The sequence below is a fragment of the Gordonia insulae genome (genome assembly GCF_003855095.1).
Lineage (GTDB): Bacteria > Actinomycetota > Actinomycetes > Mycobacteriales > Mycobacteriaceae > Gordonia > Gordonia insulae.
Genome location: NZ_CP033972.1, coordinates 5,285,298 through 5,305,477 on the forward strand (window position 1 = coordinate 5,285,298; position 20,180 = coordinate 5,305,477).

The 20,180-nt window shown below is 67.1% G+C and carries 21 protein-coding genes and 1 pseudogene; 14 read left to right on the plus strand and 8 right to left on the minus strand.

Features of this window, described 5'->3' with window-relative positions; all coding sequences use genetic code 11:
* Positions 1-58 precede the first annotated feature (58 nt).
* Entirely contained in the window at positions 59-1,249 is a 1,191-nt protein-coding gene (gene tuf, locus D7316_RS24155) for an elongation factor Tu (protein WP_124710518.1), read from the plus strand.
* 134 nt (positions 1,250-1,383) lie between these two features.
* Here the strand turns inward: tuf and D7316_RS24160 are convergent, their stop codons facing one another.
* Both D7316_RS24160 and D7316_RS24165 read right to left on the minus strand, forming a co-directional pair.
* Positions 1,384-2,259, minus strand: a complete 876-nt coding sequence (locus D7316_RS24160) for a CDP-diacylglycerol diphosphatase (protein WP_124710519.1) — start codon at positions 2,257-2,259, stop codon at positions 1,384-1,386.
* A gap of 155 nt (positions 2,260-2,414) precedes the next feature.
* On the minus strand, positions 2,415-3,266 hold the full coding sequence (locus D7316_RS24165; protein WP_124710520.1) for a CDP-diacylglycerol diphosphatase: 852 nt from the start codon (positions 3,264-3,266) through the stop codon (positions 2,415-2,417).
* Between the two features lie 124 nt (positions 3,267-3,390).
* Here D7316_RS24165 and D7316_RS24170 point away from each other — a divergent pair, with 124 nt between their 5' ends.
* The 3 genes from D7316_RS24170 to D7316_RS24180 all read left to right on the plus strand — a co-directional run bounded on the left by D7316_RS24170 (position 3,391) and on the right by D7316_RS24180 (position 6,122).
* Complete coding sequence (locus tag D7316_RS24170) at positions 3,391-4,242, plus strand: SHOCT domain-containing protein (RefSeq protein WP_232017054.1); 852 nt, start codon at positions 3,391-3,393, stop codon at positions 4,240-4,242.
* 112 nt (positions 4,243-4,354) lie between these two features.
* Complete coding sequence (locus tag D7316_RS24175; protein WP_408610050.1) at positions 4,355-5,323, plus strand: alpha/beta hydrolase; 969 nt, start codon at positions 4,355-4,357, stop codon at positions 5,321-5,323.
* Positions 5,324-5,366: 43 nt separating this feature from the next.
* Complete coding sequence (locus tag D7316_RS24180) at positions 5,367-6,122, plus strand: alpha/beta fold hydrolase (RefSeq protein ID WP_124710521.1); 756 nt, start codon at positions 5,367-5,369, stop codon at positions 6,120-6,122.
* Between the two features lie 17 nt (positions 6,123-6,139).
* Here the strand turns inward: D7316_RS24180 and D7316_RS24185 are convergent, their stop codons facing one another.
* Positions 6,140-7,072, minus strand: a complete 933-nt coding sequence (locus D7316_RS24185; RefSeq protein WP_124710522.1) for an oxygenase MpaB family protein — start codon at positions 7,070-7,072, stop codon at positions 6,140-6,142.
* An 83-nt stretch (positions 7,073-7,155) separates the two neighbouring features.
* Here D7316_RS24185 and D7316_RS24190 point away from each other — a divergent pair.
* The 4 genes and pseudogenes from D7316_RS24190 (at position 7,156) to D7316_RS24205 (ending at position 11,160) form a co-directional block, all read left to right on the plus strand.
* Positions 7,156-8,147 (plus strand): annotated as a pseudogene (locus tag D7316_RS24190) (o-succinylbenzoate synthase).
* 89 nt (positions 8,148-8,236) lie between these two features.
* Positions 8,237-9,571 (plus strand): cytochrome P450, encoded by a 1,335-nt coding sequence (locus D7316_RS24195; RefSeq protein ID WP_124710523.1) that lies wholly within the window; start codon positions 8,237-8,239, stop codon positions 9,569-9,571.
* Complete coding sequence (locus D7316_RS24200; RefSeq protein ID WP_124710524.1) at positions 9,568-10,164, plus strand: TetR/AcrR family transcriptional regulator; 597 nt, start codon at positions 9,568-9,570, stop codon at positions 10,162-10,164. Before D7316_RS24195 ends, D7316_RS24200 begins: the two co-directional genes overlap by 4 nt.
* 78 nt (positions 10,165-10,242) lie before the next feature.
* Entirely contained in the window at positions 10,243-11,160 is a 918-nt protein-coding gene (locus D7316_RS24205; RefSeq protein WP_124710525.1) for an SDR family oxidoreductase, read from the plus strand.
* On the opposite strand, the gene D7316_RS24210 is transcribed toward D7316_RS24205, so the two are convergent.
* Both D7316_RS24210 and D7316_RS24215 read right to left on the minus strand, forming a co-directional pair.
* Entirely contained in the window at positions 11,128-12,012 is an 885-nt protein-coding gene (locus D7316_RS24210; protein WP_124710526.1) for a universal stress protein, read from the minus strand. The two genes, D7316_RS24205 and D7316_RS24210, sit on opposite strands and share 33 nt — an antisense overlap.
* Positions 12,009-13,460: an amino acid permease gene (locus D7316_RS24215; protein ID WP_124710527.1), complete on the minus strand. Its 1,452-nt coding sequence runs from the start codon at positions 13,458-13,460 to the stop codon at positions 12,009-12,011. Before D7316_RS24215 ends, D7316_RS24210 begins: the two co-directional genes overlap by 4 nt.
* 154 nt (positions 13,461-13,614) lie before the next feature.
* Here D7316_RS24215 and D7316_RS24220 point away from each other — a divergent pair, with 154 nt between their 5' ends.
* The 6 genes from D7316_RS24220 to D7316_RS24245 all read left to right on the plus strand — a co-directional run bounded on the left by D7316_RS24220 (position 13,615) and on the right by D7316_RS24245 (position 17,951).
* The gene (locus D7316_RS24220) at positions 13,615-14,196 is read left to right on the plus strand and encodes a hypothetical protein (RefSeq protein ID WP_124710528.1); all 582 of its coding nucleotides are present in this window, start codon (positions 13,615-13,617) and stop codon (positions 14,194-14,196) included.
* Positions 14,193-14,726, plus strand: coding sequence for a hypothetical protein (locus D7316_RS24225; protein WP_124710529.1), 534 nt, complete (start codon positions 14,193-14,195; stop codon positions 14,724-14,726). The genes D7316_RS24220 and D7316_RS24225 overlap by 4 nt, the downstream gene beginning before the upstream one ends.
* Positions 14,723-15,340, plus strand: a complete 618-nt coding sequence (locus tag D7316_RS24230; protein WP_232017055.1) for a hypothetical protein — start codon at positions 14,723-14,725, stop codon at positions 15,338-15,340. The genes D7316_RS24225 and D7316_RS24230 overlap by 4 nt, the downstream gene beginning before the upstream one ends.
* Entirely contained in the window at positions 15,337-15,888 is a 552-nt protein-coding gene (locus D7316_RS24235) for a hypothetical protein (protein ID WP_124710531.1), read from the plus strand. The genes D7316_RS24230 and D7316_RS24235 overlap by 4 nt, the downstream gene beginning before the upstream one ends.
* Positions 15,889-16,003: 115 nt before the next feature.
* Complete coding sequence (locus D7316_RS24240) at positions 16,004-17,218, plus strand: NAD(P)/FAD-dependent oxidoreductase (protein ID WP_124710532.1); 1,215 nt, start codon at positions 16,004-16,006, stop codon at positions 17,216-17,218.
* Positions 17,219-17,237: 19 nt separating this feature from the next.
* Entirely contained in the window at positions 17,238-17,951 is a 714-nt protein-coding gene (locus D7316_RS24245) for a DNA alkylation repair protein (RefSeq protein ID WP_232017056.1), read from the plus strand.
* A 24-nt stretch (positions 17,952-17,975) separates the two neighbouring features.
* On the opposite strand, the gene D7316_RS24250 is transcribed toward D7316_RS24245, so the two are convergent.
* From D7316_RS24250 to mftR, 3 genes are all read right to left on the minus strand, one after another.
* Complete coding sequence (locus tag D7316_RS24250) at positions 17,976-18,350, minus strand: DoxX family protein (protein WP_124711552.1); 375 nt, start codon at positions 18,348-18,350, stop codon at positions 17,976-17,978.
* A gap of 55 nt (positions 18,351-18,405) precedes the next feature.
* Positions 18,406-19,461: a ferredoxin--NADP reductase gene (locus D7316_RS24255; RefSeq protein ID WP_124710533.1), complete on the minus strand. Its 1,056-nt coding sequence runs from the start codon at positions 19,459-19,461 to the stop codon at positions 18,406-18,408.
* A gap of 111 nt (positions 19,462-19,572) precedes the next feature.
* Complete coding sequence (mftR, locus tag D7316_RS24260) at positions 19,573-20,175, minus strand: mycofactocin system transcriptional regulator (RefSeq protein WP_124710534.1); 603 nt, start codon at positions 20,173-20,175, stop codon at positions 19,573-19,575.
* Positions 20,176-20,180 lie beyond the last annotated feature (5 nt).

Consider the following 20,180-nt stretch of genomic DNA (forward strand, 5'->3'; position numbering starts at 1 on the left):
CGAAAACAGCTGTTGGGATCCACCCAACAGAGCAACAACAGTCCAGGAGGACAATCAAGTGGCGAAGGCGAAGTTCGAGCGGACCAAGCCGCACGTGAACATCGGCACCATCGGTCACGTCGACCACGGCAAGACCACGCTGACCGCGGCCATCACCAAGGTGCTGCACGACAAGTACCCGAATCTCAACCAGAGCTTTGCGTTCGATCAGATCGACAAGGCGCCGGAAGAGAAGGCTCGTGGTATCACGATCAATATCTCGCACGTGGAATACGAGACCGAGAAGCGTCACTACGCACACGTCGACGCCCCTGGTCACGCTGACTACATCAAGAACATGATCACCGGTGCGGCCCAGATGGACGGCGCGATCCTCGTGGTCGCCGCCACCGACGGCCCGATGCCGCAGACCCGCGAGCACGTGCTGCTGGCCCGCCAGGTCGGTGTGCCCTACATCCTCGTCGCCCTGAACAAGGCCGACATGGTCGACGACGACGAGATCATCGAGCTCGTCGAGATGGAGGTCCGCGAACTGCTGGCCGCCCAGGAGTTCGACGAGGAAGCTCCGGTCGTCAAGGTCTCGGCGCTGAAGGCGCTCGAGGGCGACGCCGAGTGGGCGAAGTCGATCGAGGAACTGATGGCTGCGGTCGACGAGTCGATCCCGGACCCGGTCCGCGAGACCGACAAGCCGTTCCTGATGCCGGTCGAGGATGTCTTCACGATCACCGGCCGCGGCACCGTGGTCACCGGTCGTGTGGAGCGCGGCGAGGTCAACGTGAACGAGGAAGTCGAGATCGTCGGCATCCGCGAGAAGTCCACCAAGACCACCGTCACCGGTATCGAGATGTTCCACAAGCTGCTCGACTCGGCTCAGGCCGGCGACAACGCCGGTCTGCTGCTGCGCGGCCTCAAGCGTGAGGACGTCGAGCGCGGTCAGGTCATCGTGAAGCCGGGCACCACGACTCCGCACACGGAGTTCGAGGGCCAGGCCTACATCCTGAGCAAGGACGAGGGTGGTCGTCACACCCCGTTCTTCAACAACTACCGTCCGCAGTTCTACTTCCGTACCACCGACGTGACCGGCGTCGTGACCCTCCCCGAGGGCACCGAGATGGTCATGCCGGGCGACAACACCGAGATGAGCGTCAAGCTCATCCAGCCGGTCGCCATGGACGAGGGCCTGCGCTTCGCCATCCGCGAGGGTGGCCGCACCGTCGGTGCGGGTCGAGTCACCAAGATCAACAAGTGACACTCTCACCTGCTTGATCTGACTCACTGAGTCGACAAAGGCACCCGGTCACGAAAGTGGCCGGGTGCCTTTGTCTGTCGGTGCCTTTGTCTGTCAGGGGCTTGTCTGTCGGGGGTCTCGGATGGCCTCAGGGGCTAGTACTTCCACCCGTAGACATAGTCGGCCAGGCCGGTTCCGTGCTCGGATTGCTGCCCGGGCAGACCCGGCGTGCTGTTGAGTACGTAGTACGTGTTCGGTGTGCCCGCGTCGATCACGGCGATGGACTGGCTCGACATGGTCTCATTGGCAGGCAGCGCCTTCTGGAGGGTCACGAACAGATTCGGCAGCGAGCCCGTGTACTTGACGACGCGGAACTGAGCGTGCGTCTTCGTCTTCTTGGGATCGTTGATGCGCAACCGGACATTGGTGCTCATCCAGTTCGTGAAGCTCGTCGCGGGATTCTTGATCGCCTTCAGATCGGCCACGGTGTCGGGATTCGCCTGCGCGAGATGGATATGGAGCTGGTCCTGGCCGCGCGCAGTCGCGGAGTTCACACCCAGGGCGATCGGCTTGGCCGGGTTCTTGGCAACTCGCCGGGTGGCCTGGAACCATGCGGCAGACCACAGGTTCAGCTGAGATCCGTTCCACAGGTAGGAACACTCGATGCCCTTGATGCGGTTGGTGGGCAGCAGCAGGAAATCGTCATTGACACCTTTGCTGTCACCGCCTTTGCGCACCGCGTAGAACTTGGGATGGGCCGGGCTGGGCTGATACTGCGGACCCGGTTTGATCACGTCGATGTTCGTTCCGACCTTGCCGGGTGCGGTGTCCTTCACCTGGCCCCACAGATAGAGGCGTTTGTCGGTCTTCGGATCGTCGCTGTTCTGTCCGCAACCCGCCGGTGCCGGTTTCGGCGCGGCCGAAGCGAGGCCGGCGACACCTCCACCGAGTGCGAGGCTGACGGCCAGTGCGATTCCGACGACGATAGTGGCAAGAGTCCGGCCACGGGCCCTCCGGCGGGTCGCTGTCATGGAGATCCTCTCGCCGGTGAGCCGGTTCGACTCGTCTGCAGCGAAAGTGTGCCACCGTACATGCTGGTGAGCGCGCCGAACGGCGAGATCGACGGGGGTTGTTCACCGACAGGACCGCCAGAGAAAGGGGACTGGGTGGCTGTGCGTCCCACTGGTCACATGAAGAACAGGCCCTCACACGAACCGGTGCCGTCGTGGACCCCGCTCCCGGAACTGCTGATGACGTAGAAACCCTTGGGCGCCTTCGCGACCGCGATCATCTGATCCGCCATGGCAGCTTTGCCGACCAATTTGTGGAGTTCGACGAAGAGATTGGGCAGCAGAGCGTCGAGGTGCACGACGCGGAAATGTGCGCTCGGGCGGCCGGGTTCGTTGATGGACAGCTTCACGAGCGCGTTGGGCTGCGTCCAGTCCGACAGTTTCGTGGGCAGTCCCGTTGCGCCGTTCAAGGACTTGCGAGTGTCGTTGTTGAGGCGCGACAGATGAATGTGGAGCTGATTCAGCTTGCGCGCCTTCTTCGAGTTGATCCCGACGACGATGGTCTCCTCGGGGATCTTCAGGATGCTCGTCGCCTCGGTCCACGAGTACTTCCAGAGGTTCAGCATGTCCGGCTGCCAGGTCGTCTCGCATTCGATGCCCGAGATGCGTCGGGTGGGCAGCAGGAGTTGATCGAACGGGGATTTCGGTTGATCGCCCCCGTGGCGGATCGCATAGAGCTGGCTGAAAGCGGTCGTCGGCTGGGGTTGCGGCTCGACCACGTAGTCATTGGTCCCCTTGTTCGCGGGCGTCACGTCCTTGACGGCCTGCCACAGGAAATCCTGCGAGTTGACGCTTCCGCAGCCCGGAGGCGGTGGGGGCGGGGCGCCGCGGAGACCCGACGACCCGAGGTCGAGCGGCGCGGCGGATACGGAGCCGGCGCCGAGGGCGGCACCCACGCCGATGGCCGCCGAGGTCGTCAGAAAGGTGCGGCGACTGAAGCCCTGTGTCCTATGCGTCGAGTCATCCATGATCGCCCTCTCGCCCCGTGCCTCATCTGCACATCGAGTGTGCCACCGGGCGCGGCGGTCGGCGCGCAGAACGCGACGGATCGGAGGCGGCAGGTCACCCGGTGCGCACTATCATCTGCAGGACATGACGATGTTCGGTGAGGCCGGTACGGGACCTCGCGTGCCGGGGACGGTCACCTCGTTCCTCAAGATCTTCGGATTCGTGATGTTGTGCGGCATCGTCGGACCGATCTTTCTGGTCGCCTACTTCCTCATCGATGAGCCGGGCACCGAGTGGATGTTGTGGACGGGGCTGGGGGTGACCCTCCTCGACGTGGCAATCGCGTTGTTCGTCGCGCGACTGAGCATCGGCGGGCAGCAGAGGAGCGCACGGTTGCGGACCACAGGACGGATGGCCGTCGCTGAGATCCGGGGAGTCGAGCAGACGAATGTCCAGATCAACGATCAGCCGCTGATGAAGCTGGATCTCCACATCCACGGCGAAGGTGTCGCGCCGTTCGACACGCAGAAGCGAACCGTCGTGCCGATCTTCCAGCAGCCGATGCTGCATCGACGCACGCTCGCGGTCCTCGTCGATCCGACCACCAACGAATACGAGATCGATTGGCAGGGAACGGCGTTGCTCACCGGATCGGTTCCCGCACAGTTCACCTCCGGCGAGGATGGCCGCACCTACGACCTGACGGGTCAGACGGAACCGTTGATCAAGATCCTCGAGATCCTCCGGCAGTACGACGTGAGCGCCTCGGGATCGATCGACCTCCGCAGCAATCCCCATGCGCGGCAGGCGGTGATGGACGTCGTACGGACCTACGTAGACGGGGGAGCGGTCGGCCCAGGCCGGGAGGAGGGTGCCCCGTCGCCTGCGCGGACGTCGGGTGAGCGGTTGGCGGAACTCGAGGGTCTGCGGCTCCGTGGTGCGATCAACGATCAGGAGTATGCGGCGGCGCGCCAACGGATCCTCGACTCGATCTGAAACGCCTACCTCCTAAGTCACATGCGTCACTTTGGTAACACCTCGATTGCAATGTGCCGGAACCGGGCCGCAGCTGTGGCGTGGTGAGACCTGGCCGAATTACGGTGCTGCGGTGCGTGTTCACCACTCCCGCCGGCGTCAGGCCGTCTTGCGGCGTCGATTCGTTGTCCTTCTGCTCGCCGTCGCGGCGACGCTCGGAATCGGGGTGGTGTCGGCGGGGACGGCGAACGCCGCGACCTTCGGTCGTTTCTACGTCGCCGGCTGCGGCATGCCGTCCACGCCGGTGGACATGTGGACCCGGTGGGGCAATTACAAGACGGTGATCGCGCTCGACGGACTGCGTGCGACGAACGACTCCAGCGGTTGGCGCCACGAGACGCGCATCCAGCGGATCGCCGACTCCGGTGTGAACGTGATCCAGCCCGTCGGCGGGCTCGCGAGCTTCTACACCGATTGGGATGCCGCGAGCCCCGGCAACAAGGTCAAGTACCGCTATCGCTGGACGTGCCGACTCAACACCATCATCAACGAGCTCGACGCACGGGGTCTGGCTGTCGGCCCACGCGAGAAGTACGCCCTCATGGGCATCTCGATGGGTGGCAACGCGGCGATGATCTACGGTGCGTACCACCGCAAGCGGATCTCGCACGTCTTCTCCATGTCGGGGTTCCTGAACCCGTCGGCGCCGACGATGCGTGAGGCGGTCCGGTTGGCCCTCATCGACGCCGGGATGGCGGCCGGTGTGGGGCCGTTCAGTGCGGACAGCATGTGGGGACCGCCCTGGGGCAAGCGGTGGGTCACCAACGACGCCGTCGTACAGCTGCCGCGGATGCGCGGCATGCACATTCGCGTTGGGGCGGCATCCGGGGTCTGGGGCCGCTACAACACCGACGCCATCGGGTCCATCAAGGGCACGCCGCTCGAGGTGTTCTCGCTCGCGCAGACGCGGACCTTCGAGGTGGCTGCCGCGATCTCGGGCGTGCGCATCACCACCGACTACCCGGCCGTCGGGACGCATCAGTGGGGGTACTGGCAGGACATGGTGTTCAACGCCAAGCGCAGCGGGTGGTTCCGCGACTGACGGGCCGATTCCCGACGTCTGTCGCCTCGCTAGGCTGTCGCCCATGCGTGTGCTGCAACGACCGACCTCTGCCGGAGAGCTCGCTCTGGGTGTCCGGGTCAGCGGTGCCGACCCTGACCGCCCGCCGGTGCTGCTGGTGCACGGTATGGCCGGCGACCACAGCACCTGGCGTACCTTCGCCGGCGCGCTGCGTCGTCAGGGAAGGGCGGTCGTCGCTGTCGACCTCCGCGGTCACGGCCGGAGTGGGCACGCCTCGACCTATCGGCTCGACGACTTCCGCGACGATCTGCGATTCGTCCTCGACGACCTCGACATCGCGGTGGCCGACGTCGTGGCCCACTCGCTCGGTGCGCACGCCGCGCTGAGACTGGCGATGGACGAACCGGACCGGATCCGGCGTCTGGTGCTGGAGGAGATCCCACCGATGCCCCGTGACCAGGATGACCTCGACCTGAACATCGTGGTCGCGGCCTCGCTCGGCGAACGGGTGCGGGGATTGGGCTGGGCCGTGCGCAATCCGCTGCCGCTCATCCGATTCGACCGGCGCGTCGCCGACGACGTCTCGCCGCAGTTCGAGGTCGCCGACCCGGACTGGTGGGCGGGACTCGACGCGGTCACCGCGCACACACTCGTGATCTCCGGTGGGCGCCAGAGCTTCCTGCCGCCGGACCATCTGCGTACGCTCAGTGCGGCACTACCCGATGGTCGGTTCACCCAGATCGACACGGGACACAGCGTGCATCGCGATCGGCCGGCCGACTTCGGTTCGGCTGCCGGCGATTTCCTTTCCGCTCCGTAGGGGCGGACGACGTACGTTCAGGCGGCGGGCTTGTTGTACAGCGGACGCGGGTCGACGCCGATCTCGCGCCACGCCTGATAGGCCCACGGCACGTACAACCATTGCAGCGGCAATCGGTTGATCAGTGGGTTGGCGGTTCGCATAAGAGACGCGAAACGCTGAAAACGCTTCTCTCGTTTGGTATCCCACTCGAGGCCGCAGACGTCGCGCATCTGCTGTGGGATCGTGCCGACGATCACCGTACGGATGAAACCGTTGAGCGGGGCCGACAGCACCCGCCAGACCGGGGCCGGGATCTTCTTCGGTCGGGGGAGTCCCTGGCGGATATAGCCGGTCGCATAGACCACCGTCTTGTGCGGAACGAAGCGGTCGAGCATGTCGTCCCAGTAGGCGAGGAACTCCTCGTACGTCTGCGGCTGACTGCGCGCGCTCACGCCGTAGAGCTGGTACCAGACCTTGCTCTCCTCGAAGATCTGGACCTTCTCGGCATAGCTCAGTCGTCGGATGAACGTGTCGGTGATGTAGAGGACCTGGTCGACGAAAGTCGCATGGGCCCAATAGAACAGCTCGGGATTGAGGGCGTGGTAACGCGAACCGTCGCTGATCGTGCCCTTGATGTCGCGGTGGAAGTCGCGAACGGTGCGACCCCATTTCTGCGGCTCGGTGCTGTAGACGGTCTTCATCACCGGCGGCCCGGTGCGGCGGGCGCGACCGAGGAAGTCGTCGAAGATGACCGAGTGGTCGAGGACCGCCTGGCCGAGCTGCTCGATGCAGTTCTCCGTACCCGCGAGTCGCTGGAATCCGAGGATGCCCCGACTGTCCCCGTAGAACTTCCAGATCAGCGAATCGGCACCCAGGCGAGGCGTGGCCTCGACGGCGGTCGCATCGTCGTCGACGATCACCGGTTCCGCCTCGCGGATTGCATGCTCGTAGTCCTGGTTGACTGACATGAGAAGGAGAGTAACCCAGCTTGGAACGAAGTGGAAGATTTGTTCCAAGCGTGTGGCGAACCCGGTGACGAGAGGATGTGTCCATGGAATCGATCGCGCCACCACCGGCCGCGGAGTTGCTCGAGTCGGCGCTGGTGGTCCGATTGCCGATGCGTACCCGGTTCCGCGGGCTCATCGAGCGCGAGACGATGATCTTTCCGGGACCGGCCGGCTGGGGCGAGTTCGGCCCGTTCGTGGAGTACGACGACGTCGAGTCGTCGGCGTGGCTCGCGGCGGGTATCGAGGCGGCCTACCTCGGGCCACCGGCGGCCCGGCGGTCGGCCGTGCAGGTCAACGCGACGGTGCCGGCCGTTCCGGCCGCCGATGTGGCCGCGATCCTCGCCCGATACCCCGGCGTCACCACGGCCAAGGTGAAGGTCGCCGAGCCCGGGCAGACCCTCGACGACGACGTCGCCCGAGTGGCCGCCGCGCGCGCGGGGTGGCGCGGGTGCGCATCGACGCCAACGGCATGTGGACCGTCGACGAGGCGATTCGCGCGATCCGGGCGATCGGTGACGTCGAGTACGTGGAACAGCCGTGCGCCACGGTCGAGGAACTCGCCGAGGTCCGCCGTGCCGTCGAGGTGCCGATCGCCGCGGACGAGTCGATCCGTAAGGCGGCCGATCCGTACCGCGTGGTGGCCGCCGGTGCTGCGGACGTGGCGATCGTCAAGGTCGCGCCGCTCGGCGGCATGCGGGCGACGCTGGATCTCGCGGAGAACCTGGGGTTGCCGATCGTCGTGTCGTCGGCGCTCGACTCCGCGGTCGGAATCGCAGCCGGGGTGGCCGCGGCGGCGGCGCTGCCGAAACTCGACCATGCCTGCGGACTGGGCACCGGCACACTCTTCACCACCGACGTCGCGTCGTCGTTCGTGCCGGTCGGCGGGGTTGTCGTCCCACGGTGGCCGGGTTCGGACGCCGTGGACCCGGCCACGGTGCCGACGGTCGGTCCCGAGCGCGAACGGTGGTGGCGGGATCGACTCCTCCGGTGTCATGCCGTTCTGGCCCGTCGCGCGACGTCGCCGGCAGGGGACTAGAAACATTTTCGTCAATCTGTTCCAATAGACACCTGATGGGATCGGGGTCACAGTCGGCGCCTGATCCGTGGTGTGGTGAGGAGACGACGATGAAGGTGTTCGCCGAGGCCCCGACCGGCAGCGACCTGCTCGAGGTGCCGTGCGCCGAGCGCAACGGAATTCTCGAGATGATGTCGATGCGGCGTGATCCGTTCGCATTCGGCGACGACCGGTTGGCCCGGTTCGGCCAGGTGTCCGGGCTCAACGCGCTGGGTATCCAGATGGTGATCGCGGCCGGACCGCGTGCCGCCGACGAGATCCTGATGAACCGCGACAAGGCGTTCGCCAACGGTCCGGCGTGGAGCTACTTCATCGGCCCGTTCTTCAATCGCGGCATCATGCTGCTCGACTTCGACGAGCACCGCCACCACCGCCACATCCTCCAGCAGGCGTTCACGCCGTCGGCACTCAAGGGCTACATGCAGGAGATGCAGCCGATGATCGCCGACCGCATCGAACGGTTCCCGACCGGAGATGTGAAGCTGTTCAGCGAGTTCAAGGCCTTGACCCTCGACGTCGCGCTCGAGGTGTTCCTCGGGGTCGAACTGCCCAAGCGTGATGCCGACAAGCTCAACCAGGCGTTCATCGACACGGTCCGGGCGGGTGTCGCCTACGTGCGCAAGCCGGTTCCGGGTGGACGGTGGTGGAAGGGGCTCCGTTCCCGCAAGGTGCTCGAGGAGTTCTTCTACGAGAACATCCCCGCCAAGCGGGCGCGGGAGACACCCGACCTGTTCTCGGTGCTCTGCCACGCGGAGAGCGACGAGGGTGACACCTTCACCGACGCCGACGTCGTCAACCACATGATCTTCGTGCTCATGGCCGCCCACGACACGTCGACGATCACCATGAGTCAGATGGCCTATCGGATGGCGAAATCACCTGAATGGCAACAGAAGGCGTATGAGCAGTCGATGGAGTTGAACCCGGAGCTGGGCTACGACGACCTCGGCAAGCTCTCGGTCATCGACGCGGTGATGAAGGAGTCGCTGCGGATGTGCCCGCCGGTGCCCGCACAGCCGCGGATGGCGATCAAGGACACCTCGGTTCAGGGCTATTTCGTCCCGAAGGGCAGCTTCGTCTCGGTCCCGCAACTCACCAATCATCGCGACCCCGAGTTCTTCACCAATCCCGACATGTTCGACCCCGAGCGATTCTCCAAGGAGCGGGCCGAGGACAAGGGACACCGGATGGCGTGGATGCCGTTCGGCGGCGGAGTGCACAAGTGCATCGGCCTGTATTTTGGCCAGATGGAGATCAAGACGATCCTGCATCACCTGGTGCGTGGGTACGAGTGGTCGGTGCCCGACGATTATCAGATCCCGATGGACTACAGCTCGCTGCCGGTCCCGAAGGACAAGCTCCCGGTGAGTCTGCGGCGCCGATGACCTCCACCAAGACATCCCGCAAGACCCGGAACACCTCGAGCCCCGAGGACCAGGAGCAGGCGATCCTGGCCGCAGCGGGTGCCGAGTTCACCGCGGCGGGCGTGCGCCGCGCGAACATGGACGAGGTCGCCGCGCAGGCCGGGGTGAGCCGGAGCACGCTCTACCGTCGCTTCCCGAACAAGGAAGCGCTGCTGCTGGCCGTCGCCAACGACCTCTACGTCCGGGGCATGCACCGCCTCGAGAGCGCGGTCGTGGGACTCGCGCCGGCCGACGCGGTCGTCGAGGCCTTCGCCGAGGGTGCGGTGATGATCTCCGAGGATCCGCTGATGCGTCGTCTGGTCCTCACCGACTCGGAGATGAAGGGCATCACCTCGGCGATCACCGGACTGTTCATCGACATGGTGACCAATCGGGTCGCCGCGACCCTGCGTGACGCCGGCGCGAAGATGCCCGACGAGGAACTCCATCATGCGGTGGAACTCCATGTCCGGCTGGTGATCTCCTATCTCGAGGTGCCCACCACCGACGAGCGGCAGCAGCCGGACGCCGTGCGTGCGCTGGCGGCGAAGTACCTGGCACCGATGATCTGGTGAGCAGATCCACCTGCGCCTGATCCACCTGCGCCTGATCCACCAGCACCCGAACCACCCGACACCATCGAAGGAATTGCCATGTCCGTACGTGACCTGCTGAACCGGAAGCCCGATCGCGACGAGGTCTCCTCGGTCCTGCGCGGCAAGGTCATCGCCATCACCGGTGGCGCCCGCGGCATCGGCTTCGTGACCGCGACCCAGCTGTTCGAGGCGGGCGCAACCGTCGTGCTCGGCGACATCGACGACGACGCGGTCGGCAAGGCCGCAGCGGACCTGGGGGTCGAGGGTTTCGCCGTCGACGTCACCGACCGACGCTCGTTCGACGACTTCCTCACCGCGGTCGAGGAATCCGTCGGACCGATCGACGTGCTGATCAACAACGCCGGCATCATGCCGGTGGGGGCGTTCCTGTCCTACGACGACGCGCTCATCCGGCGCACCTACGACATCGACGTGATCGGCGTGATCACCGGAACCCAGCTCGCCGCCCGCCGGATGGTGGCCCGCGGGCACGGTCAGGTCGTGAACATCGCATCGGTCGCGGGCCGGCTGCCCACCCCCGGACTGACGATCTACAACGGCGCCAAGGCCGCCGTCATCGAGTTCTCCGAGGCTCTCGACGCCGAGCTCGAGTCCACCGGCGTCCGCATCAGCACGGTCTTGCCGACGTTCACCCGGACGGGCCTCATCTCCGGATTGCACACCAACAGCATGGTGCGCGCCGTCGAACCCGAGGACGTGGCCGAACAGGTCGTCGCCATCATCGTCCGTCCCCGCGTGCGCCTGACCGCGCCCCGGTCGATGGCCTGGACCCACGCGAATCCGATCATCCCGCAACGGATGAAGCGTGCATCACGCCGGATGACCAAGTTGGACACCATGTTCCTGGATTACGACCACGATCAACGGGCCGCGTACTCCACCCGGATCGGCGCCGGCCAGACCTCCGCGGAGGAGGCGCAGTCAGCGCGGCAGGACGACCACCGGGACGGATGAGTGCCGGATGAGTTTGGTTGCCCGGGACCCGAGGAACACCTGGGACAGGATGCCGTCGCGGGTGCTGCCGACGAACAGGACCTCGCCCTCGATCCACTCGATCGAGTCGAAGGCCTCGCGATAGCCGCGGCCCGAGGCGATCACGCAGGTCGTGTCGGCCGGTACGACACCGTCGGTGAGCAGTTGTCGCTGCGCGGCCAGTGATTGTTCCTTCCACTGATCGAGCACCGCGTCCTCGGTGCTCAACCCGACCAGGGGTGGGTACATCGCGCCACCTCGGACCGCGAAGGTCGCCAGGCGCAGCGGAGCATCCATCCGATCGCACAGTCCGCGGGCACGTTGCACCACCGGCAGCGATTCGGGTCCGGATCCGGCGACCGCGGCCGTCACCCGGGTGAGCTGCCCATCCTTCGGGGATCGGTAGCCTCGCGGGCTGATGCCGACCGGAACGGGTGAGCGGTGCAGCAGGGTGTCACCGGTGGAGCCGATGACGATCTGCCCGAGCTGGCCGTCGCCGCTGGACCCGATCACCAGTGCGTCCGCGGACAATTCGCGGGCGCAGTCGATGAGTGCGGCCGATGTCGTCCGATGGTCGAGCCGCCGGAACCGCCAGCTGAGTTCCGGTGGATAGATCTGCATGTACTCCGCGATCTCCGACTCCGCGGTGGTCGTCACCCGGTCGGTCCACTCGATGAACTCGGCATCCACCTTTCCCATCGACGGGGTCGTCCACGGCCTGGGCACCACCGTTGCCACCACGAGATCGGTGTGCAGCGATTCGGCCAACATCGCTCCGAGCTGGACACCGCCGGTGCCACCCGTGCCCGGCGCGTACCCGACGAGGATCGTCATCGCGGTGTCTCGTCGACCTCGGCGGCGTTCAGCGCGCTGTGGCGCCGACCCCAGAGGAAGTAGAAGATCAGCGCCGCGCCGACCCAGATCCCGAAGAACAGGAAGGTGATCGGGGTCAGTCCGCTGAGAATCCAGATGCACGCGGCCACGGACAGGAACGGTGTGACCGGGTAGCCGGGAACCTTGAACGGGCGGGGCAGATCCGGCATCGTCCGACGCAGGATCACGACGCCGATCGAGACGACGATGAAGGCTGCGAGGGTGCCCACCGACACCAGATCCCACAGCTTGTCGATCGGCACGAAGCCACCGAGGATGCCGATGATCGCGCAGACGATGACGGTATTGTTCACCGGCACCATCGTTTTCGGGCTGACCTTGGAAAAGGTGGCGGGCAACAGGCCGTCCCGGCCCATCGCGAACAGGATCCGCGTCTGACCGTAGATCACCACGAGCGTCACCGAGAAGATCGAGATCACCGCGCCGGCGGCGATGATGGTGCCGACCCAGGTCGATCCGGTCACGGTGTTGGCCAATCGGGACAGGCTCGCGTCGTCCTCCGGATTGAAATCCGTCCAGGCCTGCGCGCCGATCGAGGCGACCGCGGTCAACAGGTAGATGCTCACCACCACCACCAGTGCGCCGATGATCGCGCGGGGCATCGCGCGCTGCGGGTCCTTGACCTCGTCGCCAGCGGTGGACACGGCGTCGAGGCCGATGAACGTGAAGAAGATGACCGCGGCTGCCGAGGTGACACCGGCCATGCCCTCCGGCATGAAAGGGGAGAAGTGGCTGGAGGTGAACGCGGTCAGGCAGACCGCCGCGAACAGCAGCAGGACACCGATCTTGATCAGGACCATCACGGTGTTGACGAGGGCCGATTCGCTGGCCCCACGGACCAGGAGCAGCCCGCACAGGACGACGAGGATCACCGCGGGCAGGTTGACCCAGCCCGGGTCCTCGACGCCCCACGGCGCGGCGGCGAGTTGGTGGGGGATCGACCAGCCGAAGAGGTTGTTGATCAGTTCGTTGAGGTACTGACCCCAACCGATGGACGTCGCCGCGGCGGACACGCCGTACTCGAGCATCAGGCAGGCGCCGATTCCGACCGCGACCACTTCGCCGAGGGTCGCGTACGCATAGGAGTAACTCGATCCGGAAACGGGAACCGCGGACGCCATCTCCGCGTAGCAGATCGCGGCCAGTCCGGCGGCGACGCCGGCGATGATGAAGGAGATCAGCACCGCGGGGCCGGCCTTGCTGATGGCCTCCGGGACGACGATGAAGATACCGGTGCCGACGGTGGCGCCGACCCCGAAGAGGGTCAACTGAAAGGTGCCGATGCTGCGGCTCAGATGGGGATCACCGGATGCGGACCCGGGCGCACCCGCACCCACGACCGGCTTGCGTCGGAAGATCGTGCTCGAGATGGAGTGTGATTGCGTCATGGCAGCGCCTCCTCGCAGGTAATTGATGATTGTGCGCCCTCGACGGTCCACATGCAGGGCAAAGGTCGCAGATGGTCCGAAGTTCCGCCGATCGCCGACCGTTAGGGTGGAGTCGGCCGGCCGGGGGCGCCGGTCGTCGGGAGAGGACGAGTTGATGGCCGAGGATGCCCGCCTCGACGCCGAGCGGGCCGCACGAGCCGGTTTGCGACGTGCGGTCGACGACCTGCGGGCCGCGGAAGTCGCGGCCGGGGTGCGGCGCCGGTCCCGGATCGCGTGGATCCTCCTGCCGATCGCGCTCGTCGCCGTGGTTGCCGCCGTCCTCGCCGTGACGATGTGGGTGCGGGCGGAGCGTGCCTACACCGACGCCGACTACCAACGCGCGGCGATCGCGCGCGTATCCCTGCTGCTGAGCCCGGACCATCGCCGACCCGATCAGGCACGCCGCATCCTCGACGGTGCCACCGGCGAGTTCCACGACGAGTTCGCCCAGTCGGCGGACGGTTTCACCCGCTTCATCCGGTCCCAGGGCACCGCGGCCACCGGAACGGTCGACGGAGCGGGTGTGTCCGGTCGATCGGGTGATCGGGCGACCGTGCTCGTCTCGGCGACCGTGGAATTCGAGAATGATTCCGGCGCAACGGGAACGCCCGTCAACACGCGGCAGTTCCGTCTGCGGACCCTGCTGGTGCCCGCTGACGGTGAGCTCAAACTCGCGGCGGTGCAATACCTCCCATGACCTCATCCACCCCGTCTGAGACCAGGACGACCGGCGGCACCCGTTCCGGCATCCTGTCGGTGAGATCGGCGATCGTCATCGTCACAGGCGCGACGATGGTGCTCGCGGTCGCGGTCGCCGCATTGATCTGGATGTGGCAGGTGTCGGTCACCGATGCCGCCACCGAGCGGAGCCGGGACGAACTGCGTCGTTCGGCGGGTGGGATCGTCGCGCAGGTCTTCTCGGTCGACGCCACCACGTGGCAGGACGATCGGGCCAGGGCCCGCGGACTGGTCGGCGGGGCGTTCGCCGCGCGGTACGCGACGGAACTGACCCGGCCCCCGACGGCGGGTGCCCGCGCGGTCACCTGGACCCCGGAGATCGTCGGCATCATCGACGCCGGTCCCGACGAGGGTGAGGTGCTGATCCGGGCGAAGGTCGTCACGACTCCCGAGGCAGGTGCCGCGAGCACCGAACAGCGTTCGGTCACTGCGGGTTTCGAGCGGACCGGCGACCGATGGGTCCTGACGCGGGTGGGAGTCGTGTCGTGAGCGCGGAGCGCGACGATCGCCTGGCCGTCGCGCGCGCGAGGGTCGAGGACGCGACCCGTGCCGCCCGGACGGCGCGGATCGCCGCCGCGGATCCGTTGCGCGAACGGGCCCGGCGCCGGACGCGCCACCTCCGTATCGGTGTGGCCGTGGTCGGCGTGCTCGCTGTAGCGGTCGGGGCGGTGGCGATCGGTCTGGCGGTGCACAATCGCGCTGCGGCCGAGCGCAGTGCTGCCGCGGACGACGCGCTGGCCGCCTCCCGCACCGCGATCACCACGCTGCTGACCGCGGACCCCGCCGACCCCGCGGGGTACGTCGACCACGCGCTCGCGGTCACCACCGGCGATCAGCACGAGCGGCTGGCGACGGCGCGCGACGCGCTCGCCGCGGAGATCGGCGCCCAGGAACGGCCCAGCAGCGGACAGGTGCTGTCGGCCGGTCTCGTCACCGACCCTCCCTCCGACGACGTCGGCGCGGAGGCGACGGTGCTGATGGTTGCGGAGGCGACCGACCCGCAGCTGGTCGGCGGGGACCGGCAGGACAGTCGGGTCACCGTCGAGGTGACGATGACCCGCACCGATTCCGGGTGGTCCATCAGCTCGGCGGGGATGGCATGACCGGCCGCGCGCACCTGTCGTCCCGCGGCCGGCGCTGGGTGGCGGTCGGTATCGCGGTCGCGCTCATCGCCACCGTGGTGGCGATCGCCGGTGTCGTCGGTGCCGCACGCGCCCGGCCCGTCCCAGACGAGCATCAGCGCACTGCCCTGCTCAGCGCGACCCGGGACGCGGTCACGGCGGTGATGACCTTCGCGCCCGACGACTCCCCCGCCGACCGGGACGCGGTCGCCGGACACCTGACCGCCCCGCTGCTCCCGGCCTATCGCGGCGCGGGACCCGACGTGGTGCTGCCCGGGGCGGTCGCGAGCGGACTGGGCATGTCGGCACGAGTGGTCGGCGTGGGGGTCAACGCCTACGCCGCGGATCAGGCCCAGGTGATCGTGTTCGTCGATCAGACTGTCCGGCTCCCGGGCGGAGACGGTGCCGGCGGAGCGCCCGACGTGCAGACCGGTCAGCACACCCCTACCGCTCGGTGGGCCACTATGCGTAATGTCGAGGGCAATTGGCGGCTCGCCGACCTGGAAATGGTCGGCGACGTCACCCGATAGGGGGGTCACATACCCCCGGGCCTGCCCGGCTGAGGCAGGCCGTCGCGCACGGCGGGGATCGCCGGTACCGCGGCTGGATTCCGTCATGGAAGGACACGCGTATGGAGGGACGGCGATGAGTGGGGCACCCGCGGGTGTGGTCGTGGTCGGTGCGGGGCTCGGAGGTATCCGCGTCGCGGAGAGCCTGCGCGCCAACGGTTACACCGGTCCGATCACGCTGATCGGCGCAGAGGCGCATCCGCCGTATGACCGGCCGCCGTTGTCGAAGTCGGTGCTGTTGGGCAAGGACGACCGGGTCGACCTCAAGCCGACGGAGTATTTCGCCGAGTCGTCGATCGAGCTGCGGATGGGGGAGCGCGTCAGCGCGATCTCACCCGATGACCATACGGTCACCATCGAGCGACCCGACGACCCGGCGCACAGCGAGACCATGGTCTACGACGCGCTGGTCCTCGCCACCGGCCTCACCCCGCGCGCGCTGCCCGGCACCGAGGGCGTGCAGGGTGTCCACGTGCTGCGCACCATCGACGACGCGCTCACCCTGCGCGGCGAGATCGACTCGGCGGCACGTGCTGTGGTGATCGGTGCCGGATTCATCGGCTGCGAGGTGGCGGCGAGCCTGAACCAGCGTGGACTCTCGGTGACGTTGGTCGAGCCGGCGCCGACCCCGCTCGCCGCCGCTCTCGGAACCGAGGTCGGGGCATTGGTCACCCGACTGCACCAGGCCAACGGGGTCGATGTGCGTACCGGCGTCGGGGTGGAGGAGATCGTCGACGACGGCACCGCGGTGACCGGTGTCAGGCTGGCCGACGGAACCGCCCTCGACGCCGACCTGGTGGTCGTCGGGATCGGGTCCATCCCGGTCGTCGACTACCTCGACGGCTCCGGGATCGAGCTCGCTCCGCGCGAATCGGGTGGCGGCATCGCCTGCGACGCGCGCGGCGCGACGTCGGCGCCGGATGTCTATGCGCTGGGTGACGTGGCGAACTGGGCCACCGGCGACGGCGGCACCCGCCGCGTCGAGCACTGGACGCACACCGTCGAGCAGGCCACCGAGGTCGCTCATCGAATCGCGCAGAGCGACAACATGATCCCGGCGGCACCGGCCTACTTCTGGAGCGACCAGTACGGGCTCAAGATCCAGGTGCTCGGGCGCCCGGCGCCCACCGATGAGCTGCATCTCGTCGACGACGACGGCACAAAGTTCCTGGCGTATTACAGCCGCGACGGTCTGCTGACCGCCGTGGTCGGCGCGGGCAAGGTCGGCGCGGTCATGAAGACCCGGCCCAAGTTGCTGACGCCCACGCCGATCGCCGACGTACTCGAATGACGCCGGCGCCGGGAACGGAGTGAGCGGGCCTGTCATTGCCGCGGTCGACGAGCTCGCCGATCCGGTGCGGGCCGCCGGCTCGGCCCGGTTCTTCAAGACCGGGCCGGGCGACTACGGCGAGGGCGACGTGTTCGTCGGCGTGACCGTGCCGCAGCTCCGCAAGGTGGCCAAGCGTTTTCGCGGTACCGAACCCGAGACGGTTCGGGAGCTGCTGGCCTCACCGATCCATGAACATCGCCTGGTCGCGCTGTTCCTGCTGCGTGCCGAGTTCGATCGGGCGGTCGGCGACGCGGCGCGGGCGGCCTGGGTGGACCTGTACCGGGATGCGCTGTTCGCCGGCCGGGTGGACAACTGGGATCTCGTCGACGCATCGGCCGACCCGATCCTGGGCGAGTGGCTGGTCGCGCGGGGTGATCACGGACCGCTGGTGGACTTGGCGGCGGAGGAGGACCTGTGGCGCCGGCGCGCCGCGATCGTGGCCACTTTCGCCTTCCTCAAACGTGGTGACCCGGATGCGACGCTCGCCGTCGTTCCGTTGGTTCTCGACGACCGGCGCGACCTGATCCAGAAGGCGTCCGGGTGGATGTTGCGCGAACTCGGCAAACGGGTGGACCGAGCGCTGCTGATGAGGTTCCTGAACGGTCGCGCCCCCGAGATGGGCCGTACCGCATTGAGTTACGCGATCGAACATCTCGACCCGGAGGACCGGGCGCGCCTGCGCGCGTTGCGGTGACGTCGCCGGGTCAGTGGTGCGATATCAGGACTTCGGTGCCGACCGGAAGACCTTGACCGCGGCCCAGATCATCGGGAACTGCAGCGGCAGGCGTCCGATCGCGATGGCGCGCATGGCCGCCGGCTTGTCCTTCCACAGTCGCACCATGTTGATGTTCGCCGGATAGACCGCGACGAACAAGGCGACGGCGAGCGCGGCGGCGGTGCGTCGGGTCCGGGGGGCCAGCAGTCCCGCACCGATCGCGACCTCGGCGACGCCGGAGGCGTAGGTGAGGGTCCGGGCATCGCCGGGGATCTCTTCGGGGATGATCTCGTCGAACGGCTTGGGCACCACGAAATGCAGTGTGCCCATGGTCAGCAGCGAGCCCGCCATCACGCGAGTCAATCGGTCCGGAGTCATGCGTGAGCCCTTCGTCGTGGGTGCGTCCATCGGGTGATCCGCCCGGCTGCGTGTGTCAGAACTCGATCTTCAACGCATCCGAGGTGGGGTGCGCCTGGCAGCCGAGGATGTAGCCGTCGGCGATGTCCTCCGGGTCGAGCGCACCGGTGTTCTCCATCTCGACCGTACCCTCTGTGAGGGTGCATGCGCACGAACCACATTCGCCTTCCTGGCACGAATACGGGGCGTCGAGCCCGGCGGCCAGCATCACGTCGATCAGCGATCGCTTGCGCGGCCAGCGCAGGTTGTGGGTCTCACCGTCGAGTTCCACCTCGACCTGTGCGGCCTCGGCGTCCTCGGCCTCGCTGACCTCGTCGAGTTCGACGTCGGCGAAGGGGTCGCCCGACAGCGAGTTGTAGACCTCGGTGTGCACGTTGTGGTGCGGGAAACCCGCTCCGGCAAGGCCTTTGTGGACGGCGTCCATGAACGGCCCGGGACCGCACATGTAGGCGGTGTGATCGGCGAATGCCCGGAACGTGGTGGCGAGCGCCCTGTCGTCGGGGAGGCCCTGCAGCGTTTCGAGCCAGTGGATCAGGGTGAGCCGGTCGGCGTGTGCGCGTTGCAGCTCTCGCAGCTCCGCGGCGAAGATGACATCGTCGATCCCGCGGTTGGCGTAGAAGAAGGTGATCGGTGCGGTGCCTGCGTGAAGTGCGGCCTTGAGGATCGACATCACCGGGGTGACCCCGCTGCCGGCCGCGATGAGCAGCAGCTTGGTGTCGAGTTCCTTGGGTGTGAAGACACCCGACGGCGGCAGCACCTCGATGCGCGAGCCGGGTGTCAGGTTGTCGCAGACCCAGTTGGAGCCGTATCCGTCGACGGTGCGCTTGACGGTGACCTTCGGCAGCTGATCCGTACGCGGTGACGACGCCAGTGAATAGCATCGTGCGACCGAGCCGGTCCGATCACTGGGGATTCGCAGGGTCAGGAACTGTCCCGGCTTGTAGTCGGTGAACGACTCGCTGTGGGAGTCCGGCACCTCGAAGACGACCGACCTCGCGTCGGCGGTCTCCTCGATGACCTCGGCAACGGTCAGGATCACGCTGCGCGAGCCATGCGGGGTCAGCTCGGTCATCACTCGTCACCTCTCCACAATCGTCTCCCAGCTGCGATAGCACCCGCATCGCAGCTGTTCAGGACGTAAATTAGAACACGTTCTAGTGGAGTCTACCGCAGTGTCCGCCGATCATGACAGCGCGTCCACTCCCTGCGCAAGGGTACGGCTACCGGCGACGATGAGCGCCTCGAGGTCGGCGTCGGGGTGCGTCAGCCACTGGTCGTACGCGGCCAGGGCGGTTCCCAGGCACAACCAGGCGATCGTCTGGGGGAGATGGGCGTGCTCGTCGAGTCCGAGCCGGTGGGCGCAGAACTCCGCGATCACCTGTCGCCATTCGGCGTACATGAGCATCGAATGGGCCTGCAGGGCGGGCACTCCGAGCAGGAGTGACATCCGTCGACGATGGCCGGCGAGCTCGGTGGCCGGGACGTCGTTGAAGGAGATCAGGGCTCGGCGCAGGGCGTCCGCGATCGGGAGGTCGTCGGGGATCTCGGCGAGCAGGGTGCGCATCTCGGCCAGATGTGAGTCGAAGTCGCCCCAGGCGATCGCGTTCTTCGACGGGTAATAGCGGAAGAGGGTGCGACGCGCGACGCCGACCGCGTCCGCCACGTCGTCGACGCTGGTGTCCTCGAAACCCTTGGCGGTGAACAGATCGATGGCGACAGCGCTGATCTCGGCACGTGAGGTCACGGGTCGGCGGCCCGGCTGGGTGGTGCGAGCTGTCGGTGTCATCGCGT

Bases quoted from the DNA above. Each gene is read 5' to 3' on its own strand.
- D7316_RS24225 (WP_124710529.1), top strand. From the start codon at position 14,193: ATGACCTCATCCACCCCGTCTGAGACCAGGACGACCGGCGGCACCCGT.
- D7316_RS24255 (WP_124710533.1), bottom strand. From the start codon at position 19,461: ATGACCGAGCTGACCCCGCATGGCTCGCGCAGCGTGATCCTGACCGTT.
- mftR (WP_124710534.1), bottom strand. From the start codon at position 20,175: ATGACACCGACAGCTCGCACCACCCAGCCGGGCCGCCGACCCGTGACC.
- D7316_RS24165 (WP_124710520.1), bottom strand. From the start codon at position 3,266: ATGGATGACTCGACGCATAGGACACAGGGCTTCAGTCGCCGCACCTTT.
- D7316_RS24220 (WP_124710528.1), top strand. From the start codon at position 13,615: ATGGCCGAGGATGCCCGCCTCGACGCCGAGCGGGCCGCACGAGCCGGT.
- D7316_RS24240 (WP_124710532.1), top strand. From the start codon at position 16,004: ATGAGTGGGGCACCCGCGGGTGTGGTCGTGGTCGGTGCGGGGCTCGGA.
- D7316_RS24195 (WP_124710523.1), top strand. From the start codon at position 8,237: ATGAAGGTGTTCGCCGAGGCCCCGACCGGCAGCGACCTGCTCGAGGTG.
- D7316_RS24185 (WP_124710522.1), bottom strand. From the start codon at position 7,072: ATGTCAGTCAACCAGGACTACGAGCATGCAATCCGCGAGGCGGAACCG.
- D7316_RS24210 (WP_124710526.1), bottom strand. From the start codon at position 12,012: ATGACGATCCTCGTCGGGTACGCGCCGGGCACGGGTGGCACCGGCGGT.
- D7316_RS24180 (WP_124710521.1), top strand. From the start codon at position 5,367: ATGCGTGTGCTGCAACGACCGACCTCTGCCGGAGAGCTCGCTCTGGGT.
- D7316_RS24160 (WP_124710519.1), bottom strand. From the start codon at position 2,259: ATGACAGCGACCCGCCGGAGGGCCCGTGGCCGGACTCTTGCCACTATC.
- D7316_RS24235 (WP_124710531.1), top strand. From the start codon at position 15,337: ATGACCGGCCGCGCGCACCTGTCGTCCCGCGGCCGGCGCTGGGTGGCG.
- D7316_RS24200 (WP_124710524.1), top strand. From the start codon at position 9,568: ATGACCTCCACCAAGACATCCCGCAAGACCCGGAACACCTCGAGCCCC.
- D7316_RS24205 (WP_124710525.1), top strand. From the start codon at position 10,243: ATGTCCGTACGTGACCTGCTGAACCGGAAGCCCGATCGCGACGAGGTC.
- D7316_RS24250 (WP_124711552.1), bottom strand. From the start codon at position 18,350: ATGACTCCGGACCGATTGACTCGCGTGATGGCGGGCTCGCTGCTGACC.
- D7316_RS24170 (WP_232017054.1), top strand. From the start codon at position 3,391: ATGACGATGTTCGGTGAGGCCGGTACGGGACCTCGCGTGCCGGGGACG.
- D7316_RS24215 (WP_124710527.1), bottom strand. From the start codon at position 13,460: ATGACGCAATCACACTCCATCTCGAGCACGATCTTCCGACGCAAGCCG.